At 62.3% G+C, this 21,055-nt stretch carries 21 protein-coding genes and 1 pseudogene; 15 read left to right on the plus strand and 7 right to left on the minus strand.

Annotation, left to right across the window (positions count from 1 at the left end):
• Positions 1–109 precede the first annotated feature (109 nt).
• The 3 genes from B0G76_RS35965 to B0G76_RS35975 all read left to right on the plus strand — a co-directional run bounded on the left by B0G76_RS35965 (position 110) and on the right by B0G76_RS35975 (position 3,339).
• On the plus strand, positions 110–1,444 hold the full coding sequence (locus B0G76_RS35965; protein WP_120298059.1) for an MFS transporter: 1,335 nt from the start codon (positions 110–112) through the stop codon (positions 1,442–1,444).
• Positions 1,445–1,846: 402 nt separating this feature from the next.
• The gene (locus tag B0G76_RS35970) at positions 1,847–2,905 is read left to right on the plus strand and encodes a porin (RefSeq protein WP_120298060.1); all 1,059 of its coding nucleotides are present in this window, start codon (positions 1,847–1,849) and stop codon (positions 2,903–2,905) included.
• A gap of 17 nt (positions 2,906–2,922) precedes the next feature.
• Complete coding sequence (locus tag B0G76_RS35975) at positions 2,923–3,339, plus strand: BON domain-containing protein (RefSeq protein ID WP_120297502.1); 417 nt, start codon at positions 2,923–2,925, stop codon at positions 3,337–3,339.
• Between the two features lie 373 nt (positions 3,340–3,712).
• Here the strand turns inward: B0G76_RS35975 and B0G76_RS35980 are convergent.
• Positions 3,713–4,468 (minus strand): annotated as a pseudogene (locus tag B0G76_RS35980) (magnesium chelatase domain-containing protein); the annotation flags it as partial.
• A 120-nt stretch (positions 4,469–4,588) separates the two neighbouring features.
• Positions 4,589–4,846: an accessory factor UbiK family protein gene (locus B0G76_RS35985; RefSeq protein ID WP_120297503.1), complete on the minus strand. Its 258-nt coding sequence runs from the start codon at positions 4,844–4,846 to the stop codon at positions 4,589–4,591.
• A 397-nt stretch (positions 4,847–5,243) separates the two neighbouring features.
• Here B0G76_RS35985 and B0G76_RS35990 point away from each other — a divergent pair, with 397 nt between their 5' ends.
• From B0G76_RS35990 to ptsP, 7 genes are all read left to right on the plus strand, one after another.
• The gene (locus B0G76_RS35990; protein WP_120297504.1) at positions 5,244–5,582 is read left to right on the plus strand and encodes a P-II family nitrogen regulator; all 339 of its coding nucleotides are present in this window, start codon (positions 5,244–5,246) and stop codon (positions 5,580–5,582) included.
• Positions 5,583–5,625: 43 nt separating this feature from the next.
• A complete protein-coding gene (locus B0G76_RS35995) occupies positions 5,626–7,134 on the plus strand; it encodes an ammonium transporter (protein WP_120297505.1) in 1,509 nt (502 codons plus the stop codon).
• Positions 7,135–7,380: 246 nt separating this feature from the next.
• Complete coding sequence (gene gshA, locus B0G76_RS36000; protein ID WP_120297506.1) at positions 7,381–8,670, plus strand: glutamate--cysteine ligase; 1,290 nt, start codon at positions 7,381–7,383, stop codon at positions 8,668–8,670.
• 101 nt (positions 8,671–8,771) lie between these two features.
• Positions 8,772–9,728 (plus strand): glutathione synthase, encoded by a 957-nt coding sequence (gene gshB, locus B0G76_RS36005; RefSeq protein ID WP_120297507.1) that lies wholly within the window; start codon positions 8,772–8,774, stop codon positions 9,726–9,728.
• 355 nt (positions 9,729–10,083) lie between these two features.
• Positions 10,084–10,611: a PTS sugar transporter subunit IIA gene (locus tag B0G76_RS36010; protein ID WP_120297508.1), complete on the plus strand. Its 528-nt coding sequence runs from the start codon at positions 10,084–10,086 to the stop codon at positions 10,609–10,611.
• Between the two features lie 106 nt (positions 10,612–10,717).
• Entirely contained in the window at positions 10,718–10,987 is a 270-nt protein-coding gene (locus B0G76_RS36015) for an HPr family phosphocarrier protein (protein WP_007179472.1), read from the plus strand.
• A 200-nt stretch (positions 10,988–11,187) separates the two neighbouring features.
• Complete coding sequence (gene ptsP / locus B0G76_RS36020; protein ID WP_120298061.1) at positions 11,188–12,936, plus strand: phosphoenolpyruvate--protein phosphotransferase; 1,749 nt, start codon at positions 11,188–11,190, stop codon at positions 12,934–12,936.
• 82 nt (positions 12,937–13,018) lie between these two features.
• Here the strand turns inward: ptsP and B0G76_RS36025 are convergent, their stop codons facing one another.
• From B0G76_RS36025 to gpmA, 3 genes are all read right to left on the minus strand, one after another.
• Positions 13,019–13,777: a molybdopterin-synthase adenylyltransferase MoeB gene (locus B0G76_RS36025; RefSeq protein WP_120297509.1), complete on the minus strand. Its 759-nt coding sequence runs from the start codon at positions 13,775–13,777 to the stop codon at positions 13,019–13,021.
• A 213-nt stretch (positions 13,778–13,990) separates the two neighbouring features.
• Complete coding sequence (locus B0G76_RS36030) at positions 13,991–15,571, minus strand: S41 family peptidase (protein ID WP_120297510.1); 1,581 nt, start codon at positions 15,569–15,571, stop codon at positions 13,991–13,993.
• Positions 15,572–15,877: 306 nt separating this feature from the next.
• Positions 15,878–16,624 carry a 2,3-diphosphoglycerate-dependent phosphoglycerate mutase gene (gene gpmA, locus B0G76_RS36035; protein ID WP_120297511.1) on the minus strand — a complete coding sequence of 249 codons (747 nt, stop codon included), beginning with the start codon at positions 16,622–16,624 and terminating at the stop codon, positions 15,878–15,880.
• 137 nt (positions 16,625–16,761) lie between these two features.
• Between gpmA and B0G76_RS36040 the strand changes: the two genes are divergently transcribed.
• The 5 genes from B0G76_RS36040 (at position 16,762) to B0G76_RS36060 (ending at position 19,742) form a co-directional block, all read left to right on the plus strand.
• Entirely contained in the window at positions 16,762–17,187 is a 426-nt protein-coding gene (locus B0G76_RS36040; RefSeq protein WP_120298062.1) for a rhodanese-like domain-containing protein, read from the plus strand.
• On the plus strand, positions 17,184–17,444 hold the full coding sequence (grxC, locus tag B0G76_RS36045) for a glutaredoxin 3 (protein WP_120297512.1): 261 nt from the start codon (positions 17,184–17,186) through the stop codon (positions 17,442–17,444). The genes B0G76_RS36040 and grxC overlap by 4 nt, the downstream gene beginning before the upstream one ends.
• Before the next feature lie 163 nt (positions 17,445–17,607).
• The gene (gene secB, locus B0G76_RS36050) at positions 17,608–18,078 is read left to right on the plus strand and encodes a protein-export chaperone SecB (RefSeq protein WP_028199036.1); all 471 of its coding nucleotides are present in this window, start codon (positions 17,608–17,610) and stop codon (positions 18,076–18,078) included.
• Between the two features lie 21 nt (positions 18,079–18,099).
• Positions 18,100–19,098, plus strand: a complete 999-nt coding sequence (locus tag B0G76_RS36055; protein ID WP_120297513.1) for an NAD(P)H-dependent glycerol-3-phosphate dehydrogenase — start codon at positions 18,100–18,102, stop codon at positions 19,096–19,098.
• 95 nt (positions 19,099–19,193) lie between these two features.
• Positions 19,194–19,742: an O-acetyl-ADP-ribose deacetylase gene (locus tag B0G76_RS36060; protein WP_120297514.1), complete on the plus strand. Its 549-nt coding sequence runs from the start codon at positions 19,194–19,196 to the stop codon at positions 19,740–19,742.
• Here B0G76_RS36060 and trmL read toward each other — a convergent pair.
• Both trmL and B0G76_RS36070 read right to left on the minus strand, forming a co-directional pair.
• On the minus strand, positions 19,715–20,185 hold the full coding sequence (gene trmL / locus B0G76_RS36065; RefSeq protein WP_054035748.1) for a tRNA (uridine(34)/cytosine(34)/5-carboxymethylaminomethyluridine(34)-2'-O)-methyltransferase TrmL: 471 nt from the start codon (positions 20,183–20,185) through the stop codon (positions 19,715–19,717). The two genes, B0G76_RS36060 and trmL, sit on opposite strands and share 28 nt — an antisense overlap.
• 18 nt (positions 20,186–20,203) lie before the next feature.
• On the minus strand, positions 20,204–20,998 hold the full coding sequence (locus tag B0G76_RS36070; protein ID WP_120297515.1) for a ComF family protein: 795 nt from the start codon (positions 20,996–20,998) through the stop codon (positions 20,204–20,206).
• Positions 20,999–21,055: the final 57 nt, after the last annotated feature.

The raw sequence follows: 21,055 nt of genomic DNA on the forward strand, positions 1-21,055 counted from the left end.
CCGATTCCGAGCGGGCAGATCCGGAAGACGCAGAAAGTCCCCGATGAAGCCGCTTGCGCAGGGCTCGTTTATCAGGCGTTGCACCGTCGACGCAAAAGGCGCGCACAAAATGTCACAGGACTATCGGGCCGGGCGGGCGTGGATCGTTACCGCCATGCTGACACTACTGATGTTGATCAATTTCCTCGACAAGGTAGTAGTCGGACTCACTGCGGTGCCGATCATGCGCGAACTCGGCCTCACGCCGCGCGAATTCGGCTGGATCGCAGGGAGCTTCTTTTCATTATTCTCGGTGTCGGCCGCAGCGGTCGGCTTCGTCGCGAACCGCGTCGCGACACGGTGGCTGCTGTTCACCCTGGCGGCTATCTGGTCCGTGATCCAGGTGCCGTTTCTATTCACGTCGTCGGTGGTGATTGTGATCGTGTGCCGCGTTATTCTGGGTGCCGCGGAAGGACCTGGTACGCCCGTGGCCACGCATGCGCTCTATAAATGGTTTCCGGACCGCAAACGCAATCTGCCCATCCTGGTCATGAACCAGGGCGCGGTGGCTGGCCTGTTGCTCGCTGGAATCGGCATCCCCTGGATCAGCAACCATTGGGGCTGGCGCATGAACTTCGGGATCCTCGGTGTGGCGGGACTCGTATGGTGCGCTATATGGCTCGTGCTGGGCCGGGAAGGGTCTGTCGCACGCCCCAGCACGGTGCCCGGCGCGAGCGCTGACATGCGCGTTCCTTACCGTGTGCTGCTGGGCGACGCCACAATTCTCTGCACGTACCTGACGGGCTTTGTCACCTATGCAGGGCTTGCATTGATGCTGACCTGGATGCCGGTGTACCTGCAGCTGGGGCTCGGCTATGACCCGATCCATGCCGGGCGCATTTTCGCCGTGATCGTCGCCGTCAGCGCGCCTGTCAGTCTCATGTTCGGCAGTTGGTCGCAGCGGCTTCTTAAACGCGGCACGTCATCACGCGCTGCTCGCGCGATCTTCTCCAGCGTCTGCGTGATTGGCGCAGGAGCGCTCCTAGCCGGCCTGCTGATTCCAGGACTGGCTCCGGTTCAAAAAGTATTGCTACTCGCGATCGCCGGCGCGATGCCTCCTGTGATCTATTCGCTGCACGCGGCGATTCTGGCCGAGGTAGCACCGGATGCACAGCGCGGCGGCATCATCGGCCTAGGTACCGCGGTTTCCAGCCTGGCGGGTCTGATTGCACCCGTGATATGCGGGCAGCTGGTTCAGGCATATTCGCACCCCGTGTCGCGTGGCTATGAAATCGGATTCGCCGTGGCGGGTCTGGCGATGATGGCGGGCGGCATCGCGGGATTGATCTGGATGAAGCCGGAGGACTCCACGCGCCGCGTGCGCATGTCGGCGGCCTTCGGACGCCGTGTGGGCAATCGGCAATCCGACCTACCGGCGACGGAGCAACTGATACATAAACAGTGACAATTATTCGGGTGTCGCTGACGCGGCATCCGAACCAGCGCGGCTCACGATCAGAGACTCCGATCTCCTTTGGCAGTGGATCAGCAAGCCAGATATAGGTAAAAAATAAGCGGCGAAATAACGATCCTGATAAGGGAGACACGCGGAAATACACGCGCATCCGGAAAGAAAAGGGTTGCGGCGCAGTCGATCGGCGTGCTCACGCTTCAGCGTCACGCCGGCCAGATCTGACTTGACTCTGTACTCAGAAAAGCCCGGCCACCATCCAGCCTGGCTAGTTTTCGGGCTACGCATGTCGACTTCACTTCGTCATTGCAACTTCAGGTAGTAGCACGTCGCACGAAAATATAATTAGTTATACTTATATTATAAGGAAATAAAATGGAGATATTTGTACCCTGTATAAGAAAGCTATTGCTAACAGCAGCGCTGGGTGTGCTCTCGAACGCGTCGCATGCGCAGTCGAGCGTGACACTGTATGGCAACATCGGTGGCGGAGTCCGATGGACGAACGGTGTCAAAGGCGGTGCGGCCGTTGCTTTTAACAACAACATCATTGCCGGCAACCAGTTCGGCTTTACTGGCAAGGAAGACCTGGGAGGCGGGCTCAAAGCCATATTCAAGCTAGAAGGCTCGTTCAACAGCGGCACGGGCGCGCTGAAAACGCCAGGCACGCTGTTTTCACAGGCGGCTTTCGTGGGTTTGACCGGTGATTTCGGGCGCCTGACGCTTGGGCGGCAGCTCAATGCCAACGAGGACTTCGGCATTCTGATCGACCCGAGCGGCGGACAGGGGCAGTCCCTCGCGATTGAACCGGGGGTCGTGTTCGGAGCCAACTACTTCACGCTCGACTCTCGATTCAACAACACGATCAAGTACCTCGCGCGGGTTGGCGGCTTCCGCTTCGGGGCAAGCTATTCGCCGGGCGGCGTCACCGGCAACACGCGTGCCGGCACGAACTTCTCTGGCGCGGCGATGTACCAGTGGGGGCCCGTGCTGGCTGGCGCCTCCTATCAGAAAACCTGGAACGCGAACGCAACGCAGTGGGCACAGACGTTCCAGACCGGCGGAACGCTTCAGCTTGGCGGAGCGCGCCTCTATCTGAGCTACAACGACCTGAGCGTCACGGGCAGCGCCCTGAGCGCGCCCAGACGTCGTGACAGGATTCCGGGCGGCGGCATCGTATGGGTCTTCGCGCCGACGTTCCAGGTCACCGCGGCCTTTTATGACGATATCGCCAGCAACCTTGGCAACGTTGAGGCAGCTGGCGGTCACAAGCTCACGACTTATGCGCTCGCCGAATATTTCCTCTCGAAGCAGACCGAACTCTACGCCGAGCTGGATTGCAATGGCTTTTCCGGCGCCTATCGGTACGATCCGGCCAACATTGCGGCGCTTGGGCTCAATCGCGGCGGTCGTACGTTAACGGGCGCGTCGCTTGGCTTTATGACCCGGTTCTAGGTAACGCCTGCGGCGTCATGAGCGCCGCGCTCCCCCTCATTCATATTGACCGAAGGAATTGCATGACCAATCACCACCAAACTCTGCGGGCTCTGTTCGCTACAGCGCTGATCGCACTTTCCGGCAGCGCATCCGCTCAAGCCGCCGCCGCGGATGGAGCGAGCGCGGCTTCCAGTTCGTTGACCGCGGAATCCGCTAAAGCATCGAAAGCCGCGGACAGGAAACTCGCCCACAGCATCGAGAACGCGATCACCCGAACCCGCGGACTGAACGCCACGCGCATCCTCGTCAAGGCTCGCGACGGCCACGTAACGCTGTCTGGTTCAGTGACGGATAATGAACAGATCCAGTTGGCCATTGATGCGGCGCAGCAAGTCAAAGGAGTGAAGTCCGTCCAGAATTTCCTCCGCGTCATTTCAGGGCCAGCGCCATAACGGATTCAGGACATGCGGGCGGTAGCGCCGCTGACACGTGCCGTGCGGTTACAGGCGTTTGCCTCCGGCCATCCGCGCGTGAGTTCGCGGATAACCGACTATAGTGGCGCCACGATCCGCACGCTCGGTGGGGTGCCTGGGCCGACTACGCGACGGGTATGACCGGCGCACGAATGACTCTTGCCTGAGTGGAACGGTCATCTGAACGTCCGCTAGAAATAGCACGCCGCTGTCCGTACCTGGCCGACAGTCGCCAATTGCGGGAAGGCGAACTCATTTGGCGCCTATTTGTAGTGAGGCCATCAGTTGGTCGCATGAGCGACCACGAGCAAACAGACACGAGGCTAACCCGGTTACAAGTGGGGTTTAATTGGCCACAAGTCAACACATGGTGTCCACCGGCCGCGGCGACTTCAAGTGCGCGGCGCGCGCCGCGCTGGCCGATCACGTCGGTCATGTCAGGGGCAGTGGCAGGTGCGCTCTCGCTGAGGTCGGGTGCCGCGACCGGGTAGAGCCGGGCGTCAGGCGCTCCCGCCAGATGCGCGCACAGCGACGGCAGATCGGCGGCTCCGTAAACATCGACACCCGGCACGAGTGCTGCCTCCGCTGCACTTGCCGCGGGTAGATAGAGCTGCGGCGTCTGCTGAACGCCCGTTCCGGGTGCCTGCTCGCTGGACATGGCGAACGTTGGAGTACTACCAGAAGCGCCGCCCAGACCGCCGTGAGAAGCGCGACTGCGGGCTGTTCCGCAGGCCATCGCGAACGCCCCGCGCATCGGCCGCAACGCGCCGGTGAGTGAGAGCTCACCGGCAAATTCACGATGCAGCAAAGACTCCGGCGGAATTTGCCCGCTCGCCGCCAGAATGCCTAAAGCGATCGGCAGAACGAAGCGGCCGGACTCCTTCGGCAAATCGGCCGGCGCGAGGTTGACGGTAATACGCCGCACGGGGAAATCGAAGCTGCAGTTCTGCAGCGCCGCGCGCACGCGCTCGCGGCTTTCGCGCACTTCCAGATCGGGAAGGCCGACGATCGAAAAAGAGGGTAATCCGTTCGCGAGGTGAACCTCGACGGTTACTTCGGGCGCGCGGCCAGAGGCCGGCGCGCGACTGCGCACCACGGCAAGCGACATGTTTTCTCCCGTCGGACGGCGCGCCGAGGGCGCGCGCAAATCCCCTAAAACGCTGATGACGTCACGGCTCGCTTGCCAGTGATGTGCAGCACGGCGCAGCTAAGGCGCTGCGAGCAAACCTTAGGAGGTCTGCGTGGTGACCGGCAGCTTCTGCTCGAGCTCGGCGACGCGGCGCTCCAGCTCTTCCAGGCGCGCACGGGTACGCACCAGCACCTGGGTTTGCGTATCGAATTCCTCACGCGTAACCAGGTCGAGCTTGGAAAAGCCCTGCGACAGCATGGCTTTCACATTGCGTTCGACATCTTTGGCCGGCGAGTTCTTGAACAGCTCGCTCATGCGGGCCTGAAAATCGGTAAAGACATCGTTCGGTTGTTTCATGGCGTTCCCCTTGGTGCACAAAAAATGTGCATGTTTCGTTACGTCTGTGCTTTGATGCGGCGTATGTTCCGTCTTGGTGCATGGCCTGTTGCCCGGCGCTGTCGCATGAGCCCCTTTGGTGCGCGCTCAAACGTTAAATACCTTCGAACACTCTAGCAACGATCCATACGCCGCGCCACCGTGCCCCGCCAACGTTGGCCGTCCGGCCAGGGCCGCCTGAGCCCGTTTTGCAGCACGCCCCGGACGAAGTCTGACACAACTGGCATGCGAGTTGCTATTACTGCCCCGCGCGCACTGCCGGGTACTTTCTGCCGGCAGCGGAACGAGACCACGCGAACGGGTTACAGGTACGCAAACAGGGTTACGCAACGGGTTACGCAACTAAGCGAGGGATTTCATGAAACTCATTACCGCAATCATCAAGCCGTTCAAGCTCGATGAGGCGCGCGAAGCCTTGTCGGCCATCGGCGTCTCGGGCATCACGGTGACGGAAGTCAAAGGCTTCGGTCGCCAGAAGGGCCACACGGAGCTATATCGGGGCGCTGAATACGTCGTCGATTTCCTGCCGAAGGTGAAGATCGAGGCAGCCGTCTCGGACGACATCGTCGACCAGGCGATCGAGGCGCTCGAACGCGCGGCACGCACCGGCAAGATCGGCGACGGCAAGATTTTTGTCACCTCGATCGAGCAGGTGATTCGGATTCGCACCGGGGAGACCGGCGCGGACGCTCTGTAACACCAAAAGATAGCGACACAGATAGCGACAAGAGGAAACAAAGATGCGCAAACTATTGATGTCCATGCTGATGGCCGGTTCGCTGCTCGCGGGCGGTATCGGCGCCGCCCTCGCGGACGACGCTTCCGCCCCCGCAGCCGCCTCGGCAGCTGCTTCCGATACGACGGCGAGCGCGCCGGCACCGGACGCCTCGGCAGCCCCTGCTGCCGCCGCGGCTTCGGCACCGGCCGCTGATGCGTCCGCCGCACCGGCTGCCAGCGCCGCCGCAGCTGCGCCGGCAGCATCGGACGCAGCGCCTGCCGCGCCGACCGCGCCGTTCTCGGTCGATTCGTCGAAGATCAATTCGGGCGACACCGCCTGGATGCTGACCTCCACCGCGCTCGTGCTGTTCATGACGATCCCGGGTCTGGCGCTGTTCTACGGCGGCATGGTCCGCAAGAAGAGCGTGCTCGCGATCCTGATGCAAAGCTTCGCGATCACCTGCCTGGTGTCGATCATATGGGTCATCGTGGGCTACAGCCTCGCTTTCACGCCGGGCAACTCGTTCATCGGCGGCTTCTCGCGCTTCTTCATGGCGGGCATGAACTACATCAAGGGCGACAAGGCCACGACGCTGACCGTCAGCCACCTCGCACCGACGATCCCGGAAACGGTCTACGTCGTCTATCAGATGACGTTCGCGATCATTACCCCGGCGCTGATTACGGGCGCATTTGCCGACCGCATGAAGTTCTCGGCGATGCTGGTGTTCATGACGCTTTGGTCGATCATCGTCTACTCGCCGATCGCGCACATGGTCTGGGAACCGAGCGGCTGGCTGGCTAGCGCGGGCATCCTCGACTTCGCGGGCGGCACGGTGGTGCACATCAATGCCGGTATCGCGGCGCTGGTCTGCGCGCTGGTGCTCGGCAAGCGTGTCGGCTACGGCAAGGAAGCGATGGCGCCGCACAACCTGACGCTCACGCTGATCGGTGGCGCCATGCTGTGGGTGGGCTGGTTCGGCTTCAACGCGGGTTCGGCAGTGGCGGCTGACGGCCGTGCCGGCTTCGCCATGTTCGCAACGCAAGTGGCAACCGCAGCAGCAGCACTCGCCTGGATGTTCGCCGAATGGGCAACCAAGGGTAAGCCGTCGGTGCTCGGTATCGTGTCGGGCGCCGTGGCAGGTCTGGTGGCGATTACGCCGGCTTCGGGCTTCGTCGGTATGACGGGTTCGCTGGTGATCGGCATCGCGGCAGGCGTGATCTGCTTCTGGTCGGCAACGTGGCTCAAGCACAAGCTCGGTTACGACGATTCGCTCGACGCGTTCGGCGTGCACTGCATCGGCGGTATCGTGGGTGCGCTCCTGACCGGCGTGTTCGCGGTCAAGGACATCGGCGGCGCGGACGGCAGCGTGATCCTGCAAGCGAAGGGCGTGCTGACGACGCTGGTCTACAGCGGCGTGGTGAGCTACATCCTGCTGAAGGTCATCGATATGGTGATGGGCATCCGCGTGACGGAAGAAGAGGAACGCGAAGGCCTGGACGTGAGCCTGCACGGCGAACACGTCGAATAAGGACCGTTTCGTAACCGCAAGCTCCAGGGCTTGCGGATCAGAATCAAGCGCAGCGACTTTGGCCCGCCTTCATGGCGGGCTTTTTTCTTGCCCCGTATCTTGTATCTTGTAAACAGACAGCAGTTTTCTCCGCCTATCATGGCGATAGCGAGAATGCATTCGTATCGGCTTGCGAATGGAGAAACCGTCCCCAAATGGACAAAGCATTTGCTCTACAATCTTTTTTCTCCAGTCTGCGAGTGATCAATGGTTCCGCACCTAGTTACGGCGTTAAACGGCCCGCTGCTCGATCTCGAGCGGAAGATCCTCGACGCTACGCCCGCCATCGAACGCTGGTTCCGGCTCGAATGGCAGGAGCACACGCCGCCGTTCTATTGTTCAGTCGATCTGCGTAACGCGGGCTTCAAGCTCGCGCCGGTCGACACCAATCTGTTCCCCGGCGCATTCAACAATCTGCCGCAGGAAGTGCTGCCGCTCGCCGTGCAGGCCGCGATGGCGTCGATCGAGAAGATCTGCCCGGACGCGAAGAATCTGCTGGTGATTCCGGAGCGCCATACGCGCAACGCGTTTTATCTCGAGAATGTCGCCCGTCTGGCCGCGATCATGCGTCAGGCCGGCTTGAACGTACGTTTCGGCACGCTCGACGAAAGCATCGTCGGGCCGGTCACGATCGCCTTGTCCGACGGGCAGAAGCTCGTGCTCGAACCGCTCGAGCGCTCGCCGCGGCGACTCGGTCTGAAGAATTTCGACCCGTGTTCGATTCTGCTGAACAATGATCTGTCAGGCGGCATTCCGCCGGTGCTGGAAAATCTGCACGAGCAGTATCTGCTGCCGCCGCTGCATGCCGGCTGGGCCGTTCGCCGCAAATCGACGCACTTCTCCTGCTATGACGACGTCGCGAAGAAGTTCGCAAAGATGGTCGAGATCGATCCGTGGATGATCAATCCATACTTCGCGCATGTCGAAGGCGTCGATTTCCAGGAGCGCACCGGTGAAGAAGCGCTGGCGGATGCGATCGACGGCGTGCTCAAGAAGATCGCCAGGAAGTATCGCGAGTACGGCATTTCCGAGAAACCGTATGTCGTCATCAAGTCGGATGCGGGCACCTATGGCATGGGCGTGATGACCGTGCACGACGCGTCGGAAGTGGCCGCGCTGACCAAGCGCGAACGCGCCAAGATGGCTACCACCAAAGACGGCCTCGAAGTGCATGACGTGATCGTGCAGGAAGGCGTGTACACCTTCGAGCGCATCGGTGAGGAAGTCGCCGAGCCGGTCGTGTATATGATCGACCGTTACGTGGTGGGCGGCTTCTACCGCGTGCATGGCAGCCGGGAGCGCGATCAGAATCTGAACGCGCCCGGCATGCACTTCGTGCCGCTTGGCTTCGAACACACGGCGCTGCCGGATGCTCACGCTAAGCCCGGCGCGGCGGTGCCGAACCGCTTCTATATGTACGGCGTGGTGGCGCGGCTCGGGTTGCTGGCCGCATCGGTCGAACTGGAAAAGACCGATCCGGAAGCGATCCAGGTTTGAGCCTCGTGAGATGAACGATGGCGGCATGCGTGCCGCCATCGCCATTTTCAACGACTATATTTACGATCAATGCCAAGCCCTAAGGGCGCACCGGAATCCCCATGGACATTCTTTTCATCGCCGATCCGCTTACGCAGTTCAAGATCTACAAGGACTCGACCTACGCGATGATGGCCGAAGCCGCGCGTCGCGGTCATACGCTCTACACGTGCGAGCCGAAGCATCTGGCGTGGACGGGCGGCGACGTCGAGGCGAACGTCCAGCGTTTTGCGATCGTGGGCGACACGACGGACCTGCATCGCGATACCTGGTACGCCGCTGAAGCCGCCGCGCCGCGTTCGCTGAAGCAATTCAGCGCGGTCGTGATGCGTAAAGACCCGCCGTTCGATATGGAATACGTGACGTCGACCTGGCTGCTGGAAATGGCCGCGCGCGGCGGCGCGCGTATCTTCAACAAGCCGCAGGCGATTCGCGATCATTCGGAAAAGCTGGCGATCGGCGAGTTCGCGCAGTTCGTGGCGCCGACGCTGGTGACGCGCGACGCCGCCCGTTTGCGCGCGTTCCATGAAGAACACGGCGACGTGATCCTGAAGCCGCTCGACGGCATGGGCGGCATGGGCGTGTTCCGCGTGAAGGCAGACGGCATGAATCTCGGCTCGATCATCGAGATGCTGAGTCACGACGGCGCGCGCTCGGTGATGGCGCAAAAGTTCATCCCCGAGATCAAGGAGGGCGACAAGCGCATTCTCCTGATCGGCGGTGAGCCGGTACCGTTTTCGCTCGCGCGCATCCCTCAGGGCAATGAAGTGCGCGGCAATCTGGCGGCCGGCGGACTGGGCGTGGCGCGCCCGCTCACCGAGCATGACCGCAAGATCGCCGACACGCTCGCGCCGGTGCTTGCCGCGCGCGGTCTGCTGCTGGTCGGGCTGGACGCGATCGGCGACTGGCTCACCGAGGTGAACGTCACGAGCCCGACGTGTTTCCGCGAGATCATGGAGCAGACCGGCTTCGACGTGGCCGCGATGTTCATCGACGCGCTGGAGCGTGCGGCAGCTTGAGGCGCAACCCTTGAATCGCCGCCGCGGCCCCCAAACTGTGTAGTAAATCCGCATCAAGCCCGCATCAAGCGAAACACCGGCTTTGGCGCGAAAATGAGCCTGATACAATGCCCGCTCTCCCGCGCCAAGCTGAATCGATGGCGTCTGCCGGACACTGCAGGCATGGATTGCGGACTGTTGCGATCTGTAACCGAGCGGGTTTCCGCGCACGCCGCCGTGGCATCAGGCGCCGCGGGCCGCTCGTCAGATGATGCGTTCCGGTCCTCACGACCCACGGCCGGTCGAGGGCGCTTACGAACCGGGCTTTGTCCCGGTCCACGGTTCGGGGCCGTTGTTCTTTTGCAGCAAGGGTGACATGGCAGGCATTCTGATCATTGCGCACGCTCCGTTCGCCACCGCGTTGCGCGATTGTATTTCGCACATTTACGGTGGCTTGCCGGCGCGTATCGGCGTGATCGACGTATCGCCGGATTGCGATCCCGTTCAGCAGGTCGCGTTCGCGCATTCCGAAATTGAGCGGCTCAAGGAAGAAAACGGCGCGCTCGTGCTCACCGATATGTTCGGCGCCACGCCGGCGAATATCGCCGGGCGGCTCGCTTCGGTGCCGAACGTCCGTGTGCTGTGCGGCGTCAATCTGCCGATGCTGGTGCGCGCCGTTTGTTATCGCGCGACGCCGCTCGACACGCTGGTCGACAAAGCGCTCGCCGGAGCCACCAAGGGCGTGCACGCAATCGGGCCTGCCACGCCGGCGCCGGTTGCGCCACCCGCGGGGTGCAGCGACTGTTTGCCGGCTTTGCCGCCCGATACCGCTGCCGCAACCTGTTTGCCCGCGTTGCCGCCTGAGGCCGACCTGACCCAGAAAGCCGGCTCGACCGGGTTGTAAGCGGATCGCACGGCTTTAAACAATGGCGATCGGGTTGCGACCCGAGCGCTACTGGTTTGCAGTTTCACTTTTCACCACAACACTTACCCGCGCTTCGGACCATCACATGCTGCAACAGGAAACGACTATTGTGAACAAGCTGGGGCTGCACGCGCGCGCGTCGGCCAAGTTGACGCAACTCGCGGGCAACTACCAGGCGGAAATCTGGATGAGCCGCAATGGCCGCCGTATCAATGCCAAGAGCATCATGGGTGTGATGATGCTGGCCGCGGGGATAGGCAGCACGGTGCTGATCGAAACGGAAGGCGCCGACGAAAAAGAAGCCATGGACGCATTGCTGAAACTGATTGCCGATAAATTTGGTGAAGGTCAGTAAATTCGCGCGTTCCTCTGCCTCGAGCAAAATGCCGCGCTGGTCCGCGGCATTTTTTTTAGCGCGAGACAATCACGATATTTCGTGCTGCGCTGCACACAGCCCCGGCGTACTGACAGAGGGCGCGGAATTTATAATGATCATGCGAGTCTGAGAGCATTGCAGCGGTTTGCCGCGGCATCACACAACTAGAGGAGGTGCGCGTGTCCTTCACGCTGCATGGAATTCCCGTGTCACGCGGTATCGCCATCGGGCGGGCTTATCTGATCGCCCCGGCTGCACTTGACGTAGACCACTATCTGATCGAACCCGCCCAGATCGAGGGCGAGATCGATCGTTTTCGCGCGGCCCAGCTCCATGTGCATCATGAGCTCGACACGTTGCGCGCCGATCTTGCCGCGGACGCACCGAGCGAAATGGGCGCGTTCATCAACGTCCATTCCATGATCCTGAATGACGCGATGCTCGTGCAGGAAACCATCGACCTGATCCGTACGCGCCGCTACAACGTCGAGTGGGCGCTGACCGAACAACTCGAGCGCCTGTCGCGCCATTTCGACGATATCGAAGACGAATACCTGCGCGAGCGCAAAGCCGACATCGAACAGGTGGTGGAGCGCGTGCTGAAGGCTCTCGCCGGCGCTTCGGTGGCGCTGGGGGATGGCGTGCACGGTACGTGCGACGAGATGATCGTGGTCGCGCACGACATCGCGCCGGCCGACATGATGCAGTTCAAAACGCAAACGTTTCAGGGTTTCGTCACCGATCTCGGCGGACGTACCTCGCATACGGCGATCGTCGCACGCAGCCTCGGCATTCCGGCTGCAGTCGGCGTGCAGCATGCGAGCCAGTTGATTCGGCAAGACGACCTGATCATTGTCGACGGTGATCATGGCATCGTGATCGTCGATCCCGCACCGATCGTGCTGGAAGAATACTCGTACCGTCAGAGCGAAAAAGCGCTCGAGCAGCGCAAGCTGCAAAGGCTGAAGTTTTCGCCTACGCAAACGCTGTGCGGCACGCGCATCGAGCTGTGCGCGAATATCGAATTGCCGGAGGACGCACGCGCCGCGGTCGATTCGGGTGCAACCGGTGTGGGCTTGTTCCGCACCGAGTTCCTGTTCATGAATCACAAGCACCACTTGCCGGAAGAGGAGGAGCAGTTTGCCGCCTACCGTCGCGCGGTCGAGTTGATGAACGGCTTGCCGGTGACGATCCGCACGATCGACGTCGGGGCCGACAAGCCGCTCGATTCGATGGGCGGGGGCGATGGCTACGAAACCGCACCGAACCCCGCCCTGGGGCTCAGAGCGATTCGCTGGAGCCTGTCTGAGCCGCAAATGTTCCTGACGCAACTGCGCGCGATTCTCCGCGCGTCGGCATTCGGCAAGGTGAAGATTCTGATTCCGATGCTCGCGCACGCGCAGGAGATCGATCAGACGCTCGATCTGATTCGCGAAGCCAAGCGTCAGCTGGACGACGCCGGCATCACCTACGATCCGAACGTGCAGGTCGGCGCGATGATCGAGATTCCGGCCGCCGCGATTGCGTTGCCGCTGTTTCTCAAGCGGCTGGATTTTCTGTCGATCGGCACGAACGATCTGATCCAGTACACGCTGGCGATTGATCGCGCGGATAACTCGGTCGCGCATCTGTACGATCCGCTGCATCCGGCGGTGCTGCATCTGATCGCGTTCACGCTGCGCGAGGCGAAGCGGGCGGGCGTACCGGTGTCGGTGTGCGGCGAGATGGCGGGCGATCCGGCGTTGACGCGTCTGTTGCTCGGCATGGGTCTCACCGAGTTTTCGATGCATCCGAGCCAGTTGCTGGTGGTCAAGCAGGAAGTGCTGCGCTCGCATCTGAAGACGCTCGAGAAGCCGGTGGCCGACGTGCTGGCTTCGTTCGAGCCGGAAGAAGTGCAGGCGGCGCTCAAGCGTGTGGTGCTGGCTTGAAACTGAAAACCTGGATCGGGTTCAAATGAAAAAAACGCCGCACATGTGCGGCGTTTTTTTCATTCGGCGTCTTGGCCTGGCCTCAGGTCTGATGCCGTTGCCCACATACCGGGCAATCCGGCTGGCGCGCAATGCGCATCGTGTTCCATTCCATTCGCAGCGAATCGAGCATCGTGAGACGGCCCACCAACGGCGTACCGATTTCGCCAATCACTTTCAGCGCTTCAGCGGCTTGCATCGAACCGATGATGCCCACCGTGGGCGCGAACACGCCCATGGTCGAGCACGCGACTTCCTCGAACGGTTGATCCTCAGGGAACACGCACGCGTAGCAGGGCGACGCGGCGTCACGGAAATCGAAGGTGCTGATCTGGCCGTCGAAGCGCAACGCCGCGCCCGACACCAGCGGCACGCCATGTTTCACGCACGCCCGGTTGATCGCGTGGCGCGTCGCGAAGTTATCGGTGCAGTCGAGCACGACGGTGGCACGCGGCACCTCGCGATCGAGCCACGCATCGTCCACGCGTTGGGCGACCGCGTTCACCACCACCTCGGGATTGATCTGCGCGATCGCGTCGCGCCCGGATTCCACCTTCTTTCGCCCGACCGACGCGCTCACGTGCAGAATCTGCCGCTGCAGATTGGTCAGGTCGACCGTATCGGCATCGACCAGCGTCAAGCGGCCGACGCCTGCCGCCGCCAGATACATCGCTGCCGGCGAACCTAGCCCGCCCGCGCCGACGATGATCGCGTGGGCGTCGATAAAGCGCTGCTGCGCCTCGATGCCGATTTCGTCGACGAGGATATGGCGGGAATAGCGGAGGAGTTGATCGTCATTCATGGCGGGGCGCGTGGAGTGTCGCGCAATGAAATGCAGGACCGGTGGCCTGCCGTGCGCGGTTTCGCTATTTTAATCGCGCGCGGGAGCGGGTGTTCGTGCTGGGGCTGGGTATTGCACTGGGTATTGCAAGGTGTGCTGCAAGGGGCGCTGCAACGTCTACGGCGACGTGCCTTCGCAGCATGTTCAGCTGCGAAGGCACGTTGGGTTTGCTGCTTAGTTGCTTTGCGCGGCAGGCGCCGAGGCCGGGACCGATGCACCCGGTACCGGTTGCGTCGGCTTCACCGCCACCGGCGCGGACGCCGATGTTGCCGGCTTGTTCTGCGCCAGACGCCGCTCGGTCAGCGACTTCGATTCCATCACCGGCTTGCCTTCCAGCTTGTTCAGCGCCTGTGTCAGCATGAAATCGTCGGTCGAACCGAACTCGACCGGCTTGCGCTCACGATCCTTCTGACGCTGTTCCGGCGTCTTCTTGTCGTTTTGCTCTTCAAGCTGGCGCAGTTGGTCCATGCGCTCCTGTTCGCGCTGATCCGCTTCCTTCTTCTCGTTCGGATCCTGCGTGTTCGCAAGGTGGTTCGAGTAGTCGACTTCGCGGGTCACCAGTGCGTCGTCCGGATCGCCTTCCGCGTACTGATCGACCGCGATGTCAGGACGGATGCCCTTGTTCTGGATCGAGCGGCCGCTCGGCGTGTAGTAGTACGCCGTGGTCAGACGCAGGGCCGTTTCGGCAGTCATCGGGCGGACGGTTTGCACCGAGCCCTTGCCGAAGGTGGTCTTGCCGACGATCAGCGCACGATGCTGATCCTGCAGCGCGCCCGCGACGATTTCCGAAGCCGACGCCGAGTAGGCGTTGGTCAGCACGATCATTGGCACAGTCTTGAAGATCGGCGCTTCGTCTTTCAGCGGATCGCTGTCGAACGATTGCAGGCGGTAGTTATCGTACGTGTCGCGATAGACCTGCTTCGAATCCGGAATCTGGCCATTGGTGGACACCACCACCGAATTCGCCGGCAGGAACGCGCCGGCTACGCCGACCGCGCTTTGCAGCAGGCCGCCGCCGTTATTGCGCAGGTCGAGCACAAGCCCCTTCAGGTTCGGCTGTTGACGGGCGATGTCTTGCAGCTTGGCGGCCAGGTCAGGCGTGGTGCGTTCCTGGAAGCTGGTGATGCGGACATACGCGTAGCCCGGCGCAAGAATCTTCATCTTGACCGACTGGACCTTGATGATCGCGCGCGTCACCGTGAGCGGGAACGTACGGTCGTCGGTCTTGCGGAAGATGGTCAGCGTGACCTTGGTGCCCGGATCGCCGCGCATCTGCTTGACGGCCTGGTCGAGCGTCATGCCGCGCACGGGTTTGTCGTTAATGCGGGTGATCAGGTCGCCCGGGCGGATGCCGGCGCGGAATGCAGGCGTGTCTTCAATCGGCGAAATCACCTTGATCAGGCCGTCTTCCGACGAAATTTCGATGCCGAGACCCGCGAAGCGACCCTTGGTCTGCTCCTGCAGTTCTTCGTAATCGGTCTTGTCGAGATACGACGAATGCGGGTCGAGGCTCGACACCATGCCCTTGATCGCGGCGGTGAGGAGCTTTTTATCGTCGACCGGTTCGACGTATTCATGCTTGATTTGCCCGAAAACTTCGGCAAAGAGCCTGAGCTGGTCCAGCGGCAACGGCGCAACGGCGCTCGAGGCGGCGCTGGCGGGTTGCTGGGCCGATGCGGAGAGTTGCAGGGTGGCGAATGCGCCGGTAGCAAGGCCCGCGGCAATCAGGCCGATATTTTTCAGGTTCTTTCGCATAGAGTCTGTTGCGGTCGGAAGCGCGTGGCAGCGTCGATAGAGGTGGGGACGGACAAGTATAACTGCACACCCGCCCACTCAGGGCGCAGCACAGGCAATCGTGATTCGACAGCACGGGCCGGGCCTGGTTCGTGAGATCGGCGCTGCGGTGGTGAAGTAATGTGCGGTAACACCAGGATGGCAGCCAGATGGCGCGCCCGACGGATACGGGCCGCGCCGGCCGGCATGTGTTGCCCGGCGCGGCGGCCGGTTTGCCGCAGCAACCCTGCCGCATTTTTCACGCAGGGTTGCGGCTCTGGGACAGGTTCAGCCCGCCTTGCCTTGCATGGCCACAGCGGCTTGCGCCTTTGCAATCGCGTCCTGGTCGCCCAGATAGTAGTGCGTGATCGGCTTCAGATTTTCGTCGAGTTCATAGACGAGCGGCACGCCGTTCGGGATATTCAGGCCGACGATGTCGTCGTCCGAAATATTGTCGAGGTACTTCACCATGGCGCGGATCGAGTTGCCGTGCGCCGCGATCACGATTTTGCGGCCCGACTTGATGGCCGGCGCAATCGATTCGTTCCACAGCGGCAGAACGCGCGCCACGGTGTCTTTCAGGCATTCGGTGAGCGGCAACTGTTCGCGCGGCACCTTGGCGTAGCGCGGATCGCCGTACGGTGCGCGGTCGTCCGACGGATCGAGCGCCGGCGGGGGCGTGTCGTAGCTGCGGCGCCAGACCAGCACCTGTTCGTCGCCGAATTTGGCCGCGGTTTCCGCCTTGTTCAGACCCGATAGCGCGCCATAGTGGCGCTCGTTCAGACGCCACGAATGCACCACCGGCAGATACATCAGATCCATCTGATCCTGCACATGCCACAAGGTCCGGATCGCGCGCTTGAGCACCGACGTGTAGGCGATATCGAACGCGTAGCCCGATTCCTTCAGCAGCACGCCCGCTTGCTGCGCTTCACGATTGCCCTGCTCGGTCAGGTCGACGTCGACCCAGCCCGTGAAGCGGTTTTCCTTGTTCCACGTCGATTCGCCGTGGCGGATGAGAACGAGTTTGTACATGAGATTGCCAGTCGGTAGTAAGGAAGCGGTAAAGCGTTGCGAGGGTCCTCTGGAGGAGCACCGCCATCGCGTCAGACGGTTATTTTATAATGGCTGGATTGCCCTTTTCGATTTCTCTCTTTTTCGGCGGATTTTCCGTGAAGTTTTTCACTGATTACACAAACCTTGTACTGATCGCAATCGTCCTCATCTCCGGTGGGTTGCTGCTGTGGCCGACGATCATGCGGCGTGGCCGCGGCGGCCTGTCGGCCGCTGAGGCGACCCAACTGATCAACCGGCGCAATGCGGCGGTCATCGATCTGCGTCCGTCCGCCGACTTTGCCAAGGGCCATCTGCCCGCGGCACGGCACCTTGAATTTGCAGAGTTGCAGGTGAAAGTCGCGCAACTCGTGAAGAACAAGAGCAACCCGGTGCTGCTGGTGTGCCAGACCGGCCAGCAGTCGAACAAGGCAGCGCGTATCGTGCAAGATGCCGGATACGCGGAAGTCCATGTTCTCGAAGGCGGTGTCGACGCCTGGCAGAAGGCCGGAATGCCGGTTGTGAAACAAGGAGCAGCCAAGTGAACAAAGTGATCATGTACAGCACCCAGGTGTGCCCGTATTGCCAGATGGCCGAACGTCTTTTAAAGTCGCGCGGCGTCGAGCACGTTGAAAAGGTACTGATCGACAAAGACCCGGCCCGTCGTGACGAAATGATGACCCGGACCGGTCGCCGTACGGTGCCGCAGGTGTTCATCGGCGAGACGCATGTCGGCGGGTACGATGACCTTTCCGCGCTCGATCGCGCGGGCGGTTTGACGCCTCTGCTCGAAGCTGCCTGATTTCGCGCGCCGGGCGGCGCGCGAGTAAGGCGGGTGAAATACAAGTCGGCGCATGCCGTCCCTGCGAGGACACCTTCGAGGGCGGGCGATGCGCCGCAACGATCTGGCGGCCCGTGAAGCCATGGGCCGCCGCCATGCATACCTATCAGGGAATCACTCAATCATGTCCGACGAGAATAACCAGCCGTTCTTCAACATCCAGCGCATCTACCTGAAGGACATGTCGCTCGAGCAGCCGAATTCGCCGGGCATCTTCCTCGAGCAGGAAATGCCGTCGGTCGAAGTCGAAGTCGACGTGAAGGCCGAGCGCCTTGCCGACACCGTGTTCGAAATCCTCGTCACCGGCACGGTCACGGCCAAGGTGTCGGACAAGGTTGCGTTCCTGATCGAAGCCAAGCAAGCCGGCATTTTCGATATTCGCAACATTCCGGCTGAGCAGATCGATCCGCTGGTCGGCATCGCCTGCCCGACGATCCTGTTCCCGTACCTGCGCTCGAACATCGCCGACGCGATCACCCGCGCAGGCTTCCCGCCGATCCACCTCGCCGAGATCAACTTCCAGGCGCTGTACGAGCAACGTCTCGCGCAAATGGGCGGGCAGGAAGGCGCGGTGCAAAACGGCGTCACGCATTAACGCGTCCGTTCGGTGCCGGCTATGAAGGTTGCCGTCCTCGGCGCCGGTGCATGGGGCACAGCCCTCGCCGGCCATCTGGCCGCGCGGCACGACACGGTGCTGTGGGCGCGTGAACCCGCGCTCATCGCCGAGCTCTCCGCTTCGCACGAAAACGCCCGCTATCTGGCGGGCCTTGCCTTGCCGCCGTCCCTTCGCTATGAAGCCGATCTGAACGCAGCGCTCGACCATGCGCTCGCCGACGACGCGTTATGCGTCGTGGCGACGCCTGTCGCCGGTCTGCGGGGTCTGTTCCGGGCGATGCACGACGCGGGCAAAGTGCCGGCGCATGTGGTGTGGTTGTGCAAAGGTTTCGAAGCCGAGTCGCAGTTGTTGCCGCATCAGGTGGTCGCGGCTGAGTTGCCGGGGCATGGCAGCAACGGCGTGCTGTCGGGCCCAAGCTTCGCGCGCGAAGTCGGGCAGGGCCTGCCGGTCGCATTGACGATCGCGAGTGCGTCATTGGCGTGCCGCGAGCGCACGGTTTCCGCGTTTCATCATGGCGCCATGCGCATCTATACCGGCGACGACATCGTCGGCGTGGAAGTGGGCGGCGCGGTGAAGAACGTGCTGGCGATCGCCACGGGTATTGCCGACGGTCTCGGCCTCGGTCTCAATGCGCGCGCGGCGCTGGTCACGCGTGGTCTCGCGGAAATGTCGCGCCTCGGCGTGACGCTCGGCGGACGGGCGGAGACGTTCACCGGGTTGACCGGTCTGGGCGATCTGATCCTGACCGCCACGGGCGATCTGTCGCGCAACCGTACGGTCGGCGTGCAACTCGCCGCGGGCCGTACGCTCGACGATATCCTCGGCGGACTCGGTCACGTGGCCGAGGGGGTGCGTTGTGCGCAAGCCGTCCTGGCGATTGCTCGTGCTCATGCGATCGAGATGCCGATCACGCAGGCAGTCTGCGCCGTGCTGTTCGACGGCGTAGCGCCCAGCGACGCCGTCAGCGCCCTGCTGCGGCGCGATTCGAAAGCAGAATAAGTCTTGTTATTCAGCCGTTTGGCGCGAAAAGCGCTGAACGGCTGCCCGCTATCGCTGTCCACGTTTTATCGACGCTTCGGATCAGCGAGGTTCCCATGCCCAGTTTCAACAATTGCACGCTAGAAGCGCGCGCGGTCGACATCACGACGCTCGCCGTGGATGTGATCGTCAACGCGGCGAATACCTCGTTGCTAGGCGGTGGCGGCGTGGATGGCGCGATTCACCGCGCGGCCGGCAGGGAATTGGTGCATGAGTGCGAGGCGCTCGGCGGCTGCGCGACCGGCGACGCCAAGCTCACCGGCGGCTACCGCTTGCCGGCCAAATATGTGATTCACGCGGTCGGCCCGGTGTGGCGGGGCGGTGCGCATGGCGAGGCCGACCTTCTCGCCTCCTGCTATCAGCGCTCGCTCGAGGTGGCGTATCAGGCGCATTGCACGAGCATTGCGTTTCCCGCGATTAGTTGCGGCATCTACCATTTTCCCGCTGATGAGGCGGTGCGGATCGCGGTCGGCACCGTACTCGAAAGCTTGCCGCGCACGCCGACAACCGAGCGCGTGATATTCGCCTGTTTCGACAATGCCATGCTCGCGCTTTACGAAGCCGAGTTGGAACGGCGTCAGGCGCCGCCGTCGAAGCCGGTCTGACGCCACGCTTCGAACACGACCACGGCGACCGTATTCGAAAGATTCAGACTGCGGTTGCCTGGCCGCATCGGCAGACGCACGCGCTGCTCGTTGGCAAATTGATCGAGCACCGTGTCAGGCAGGCCGCGCGTTTCCGCGCCGAACACGAACCAGTCGCCGGATTGAAACGCATGCTCGTGAAAGCGGCCCGAGCCACGGGTGGTGAAGGCGAACATGCGCGCGGGATCGGGCGTTTCTTTGGCGACGAATGCGGCCCAATCGGCATGCACGTTCATCTGCGCATACTCGTGATAGTCGAGTCCGGCGCGGCGCAACTTGGCGTCGTCGAGCGGAAAGCCGAGCGGCTCGATCAGATGCAGCCGCGCGCCGGTATTGGCGCACAGGCGGATGACGTTGCCGGTGTTCGGCGGGATTTCCGGTTCGACGAGAACGACATTGAACATGATGGCTTCAGGTAGAGACTAGTTTTTCGGTGTGCGCAGGGCGACGAAGTTGGTGATGCGCCGCGCGCCGGCTGCTTTGAGCGTACGTGCCAGCGCTTCGAGCGTGGCGCCGGTCGTCATCACATCGTCGACGATGCCGACATGCAGGCCCTGCACCGGTTTCGCGACCTGGAACGCGCGGCCCACGTTCATGCGGCGCGCGTCCAGATCAAGCCGCGATTGCGGCGCGGTGTGGATCACACGATGCAGCAAGGTGGCGTCGCTGCGCACATTCAGCGCGCGGGCCAAGGGCCTCGCAATCTGCCAGGCCTGGTTGTAGCCGCGCTCGGTAAGACGTTTGTTCGCCAGCGGCACGGGTGCGAGCACATCGGGTTTTTCGGACGCGTCGACCCAGGTGTCCTCCGCGAGACACGCAAGACGTTGTGCGAACTCGCGCGCCAGCATCAGCCGGGCGCGGAATTTCAGGCCGGGTGCCAGGGCGTCGAGCGGCTGGCGGTAATCGGCGAGAGCCAAGGTCGCCTCGAACGGCGGCGGCTCGCCGATGCAATCCGCGCAACGATATTGCGCGTGACCCGCCCAGCGCATTCCGGACAAAGGAACCGCGCACACCGTGCAACGCAACCTGCCTTCATTCCAATAGGTCTCGTCACAACCGGCACACATCGTTTTATGCGACAAATTGCCGCACAGCGCGCACAGGTTCGGCAGCGCGGCGTGCATCACGTGCGGCCATGCCGAATACACGCCGCGTATGAAGCGTACAAAACGTGCGTTCGAGCCGCCGGGAGATGACGAATTTTTTCGGAATGGCATGATTGGACCGCCCGCGAAGGTCTTTCACGCTGAATGGACGGAAGCGAGCGAGTATAC

Source organism: Paraburkholderia sp. BL23I1N1 (genome assembly GCF_003610295.1).
Classification (GTDB): domain Bacteria; phylum Pseudomonadota; class Gammaproteobacteria; order Burkholderiales; family Burkholderiaceae; genus Paraburkholderia.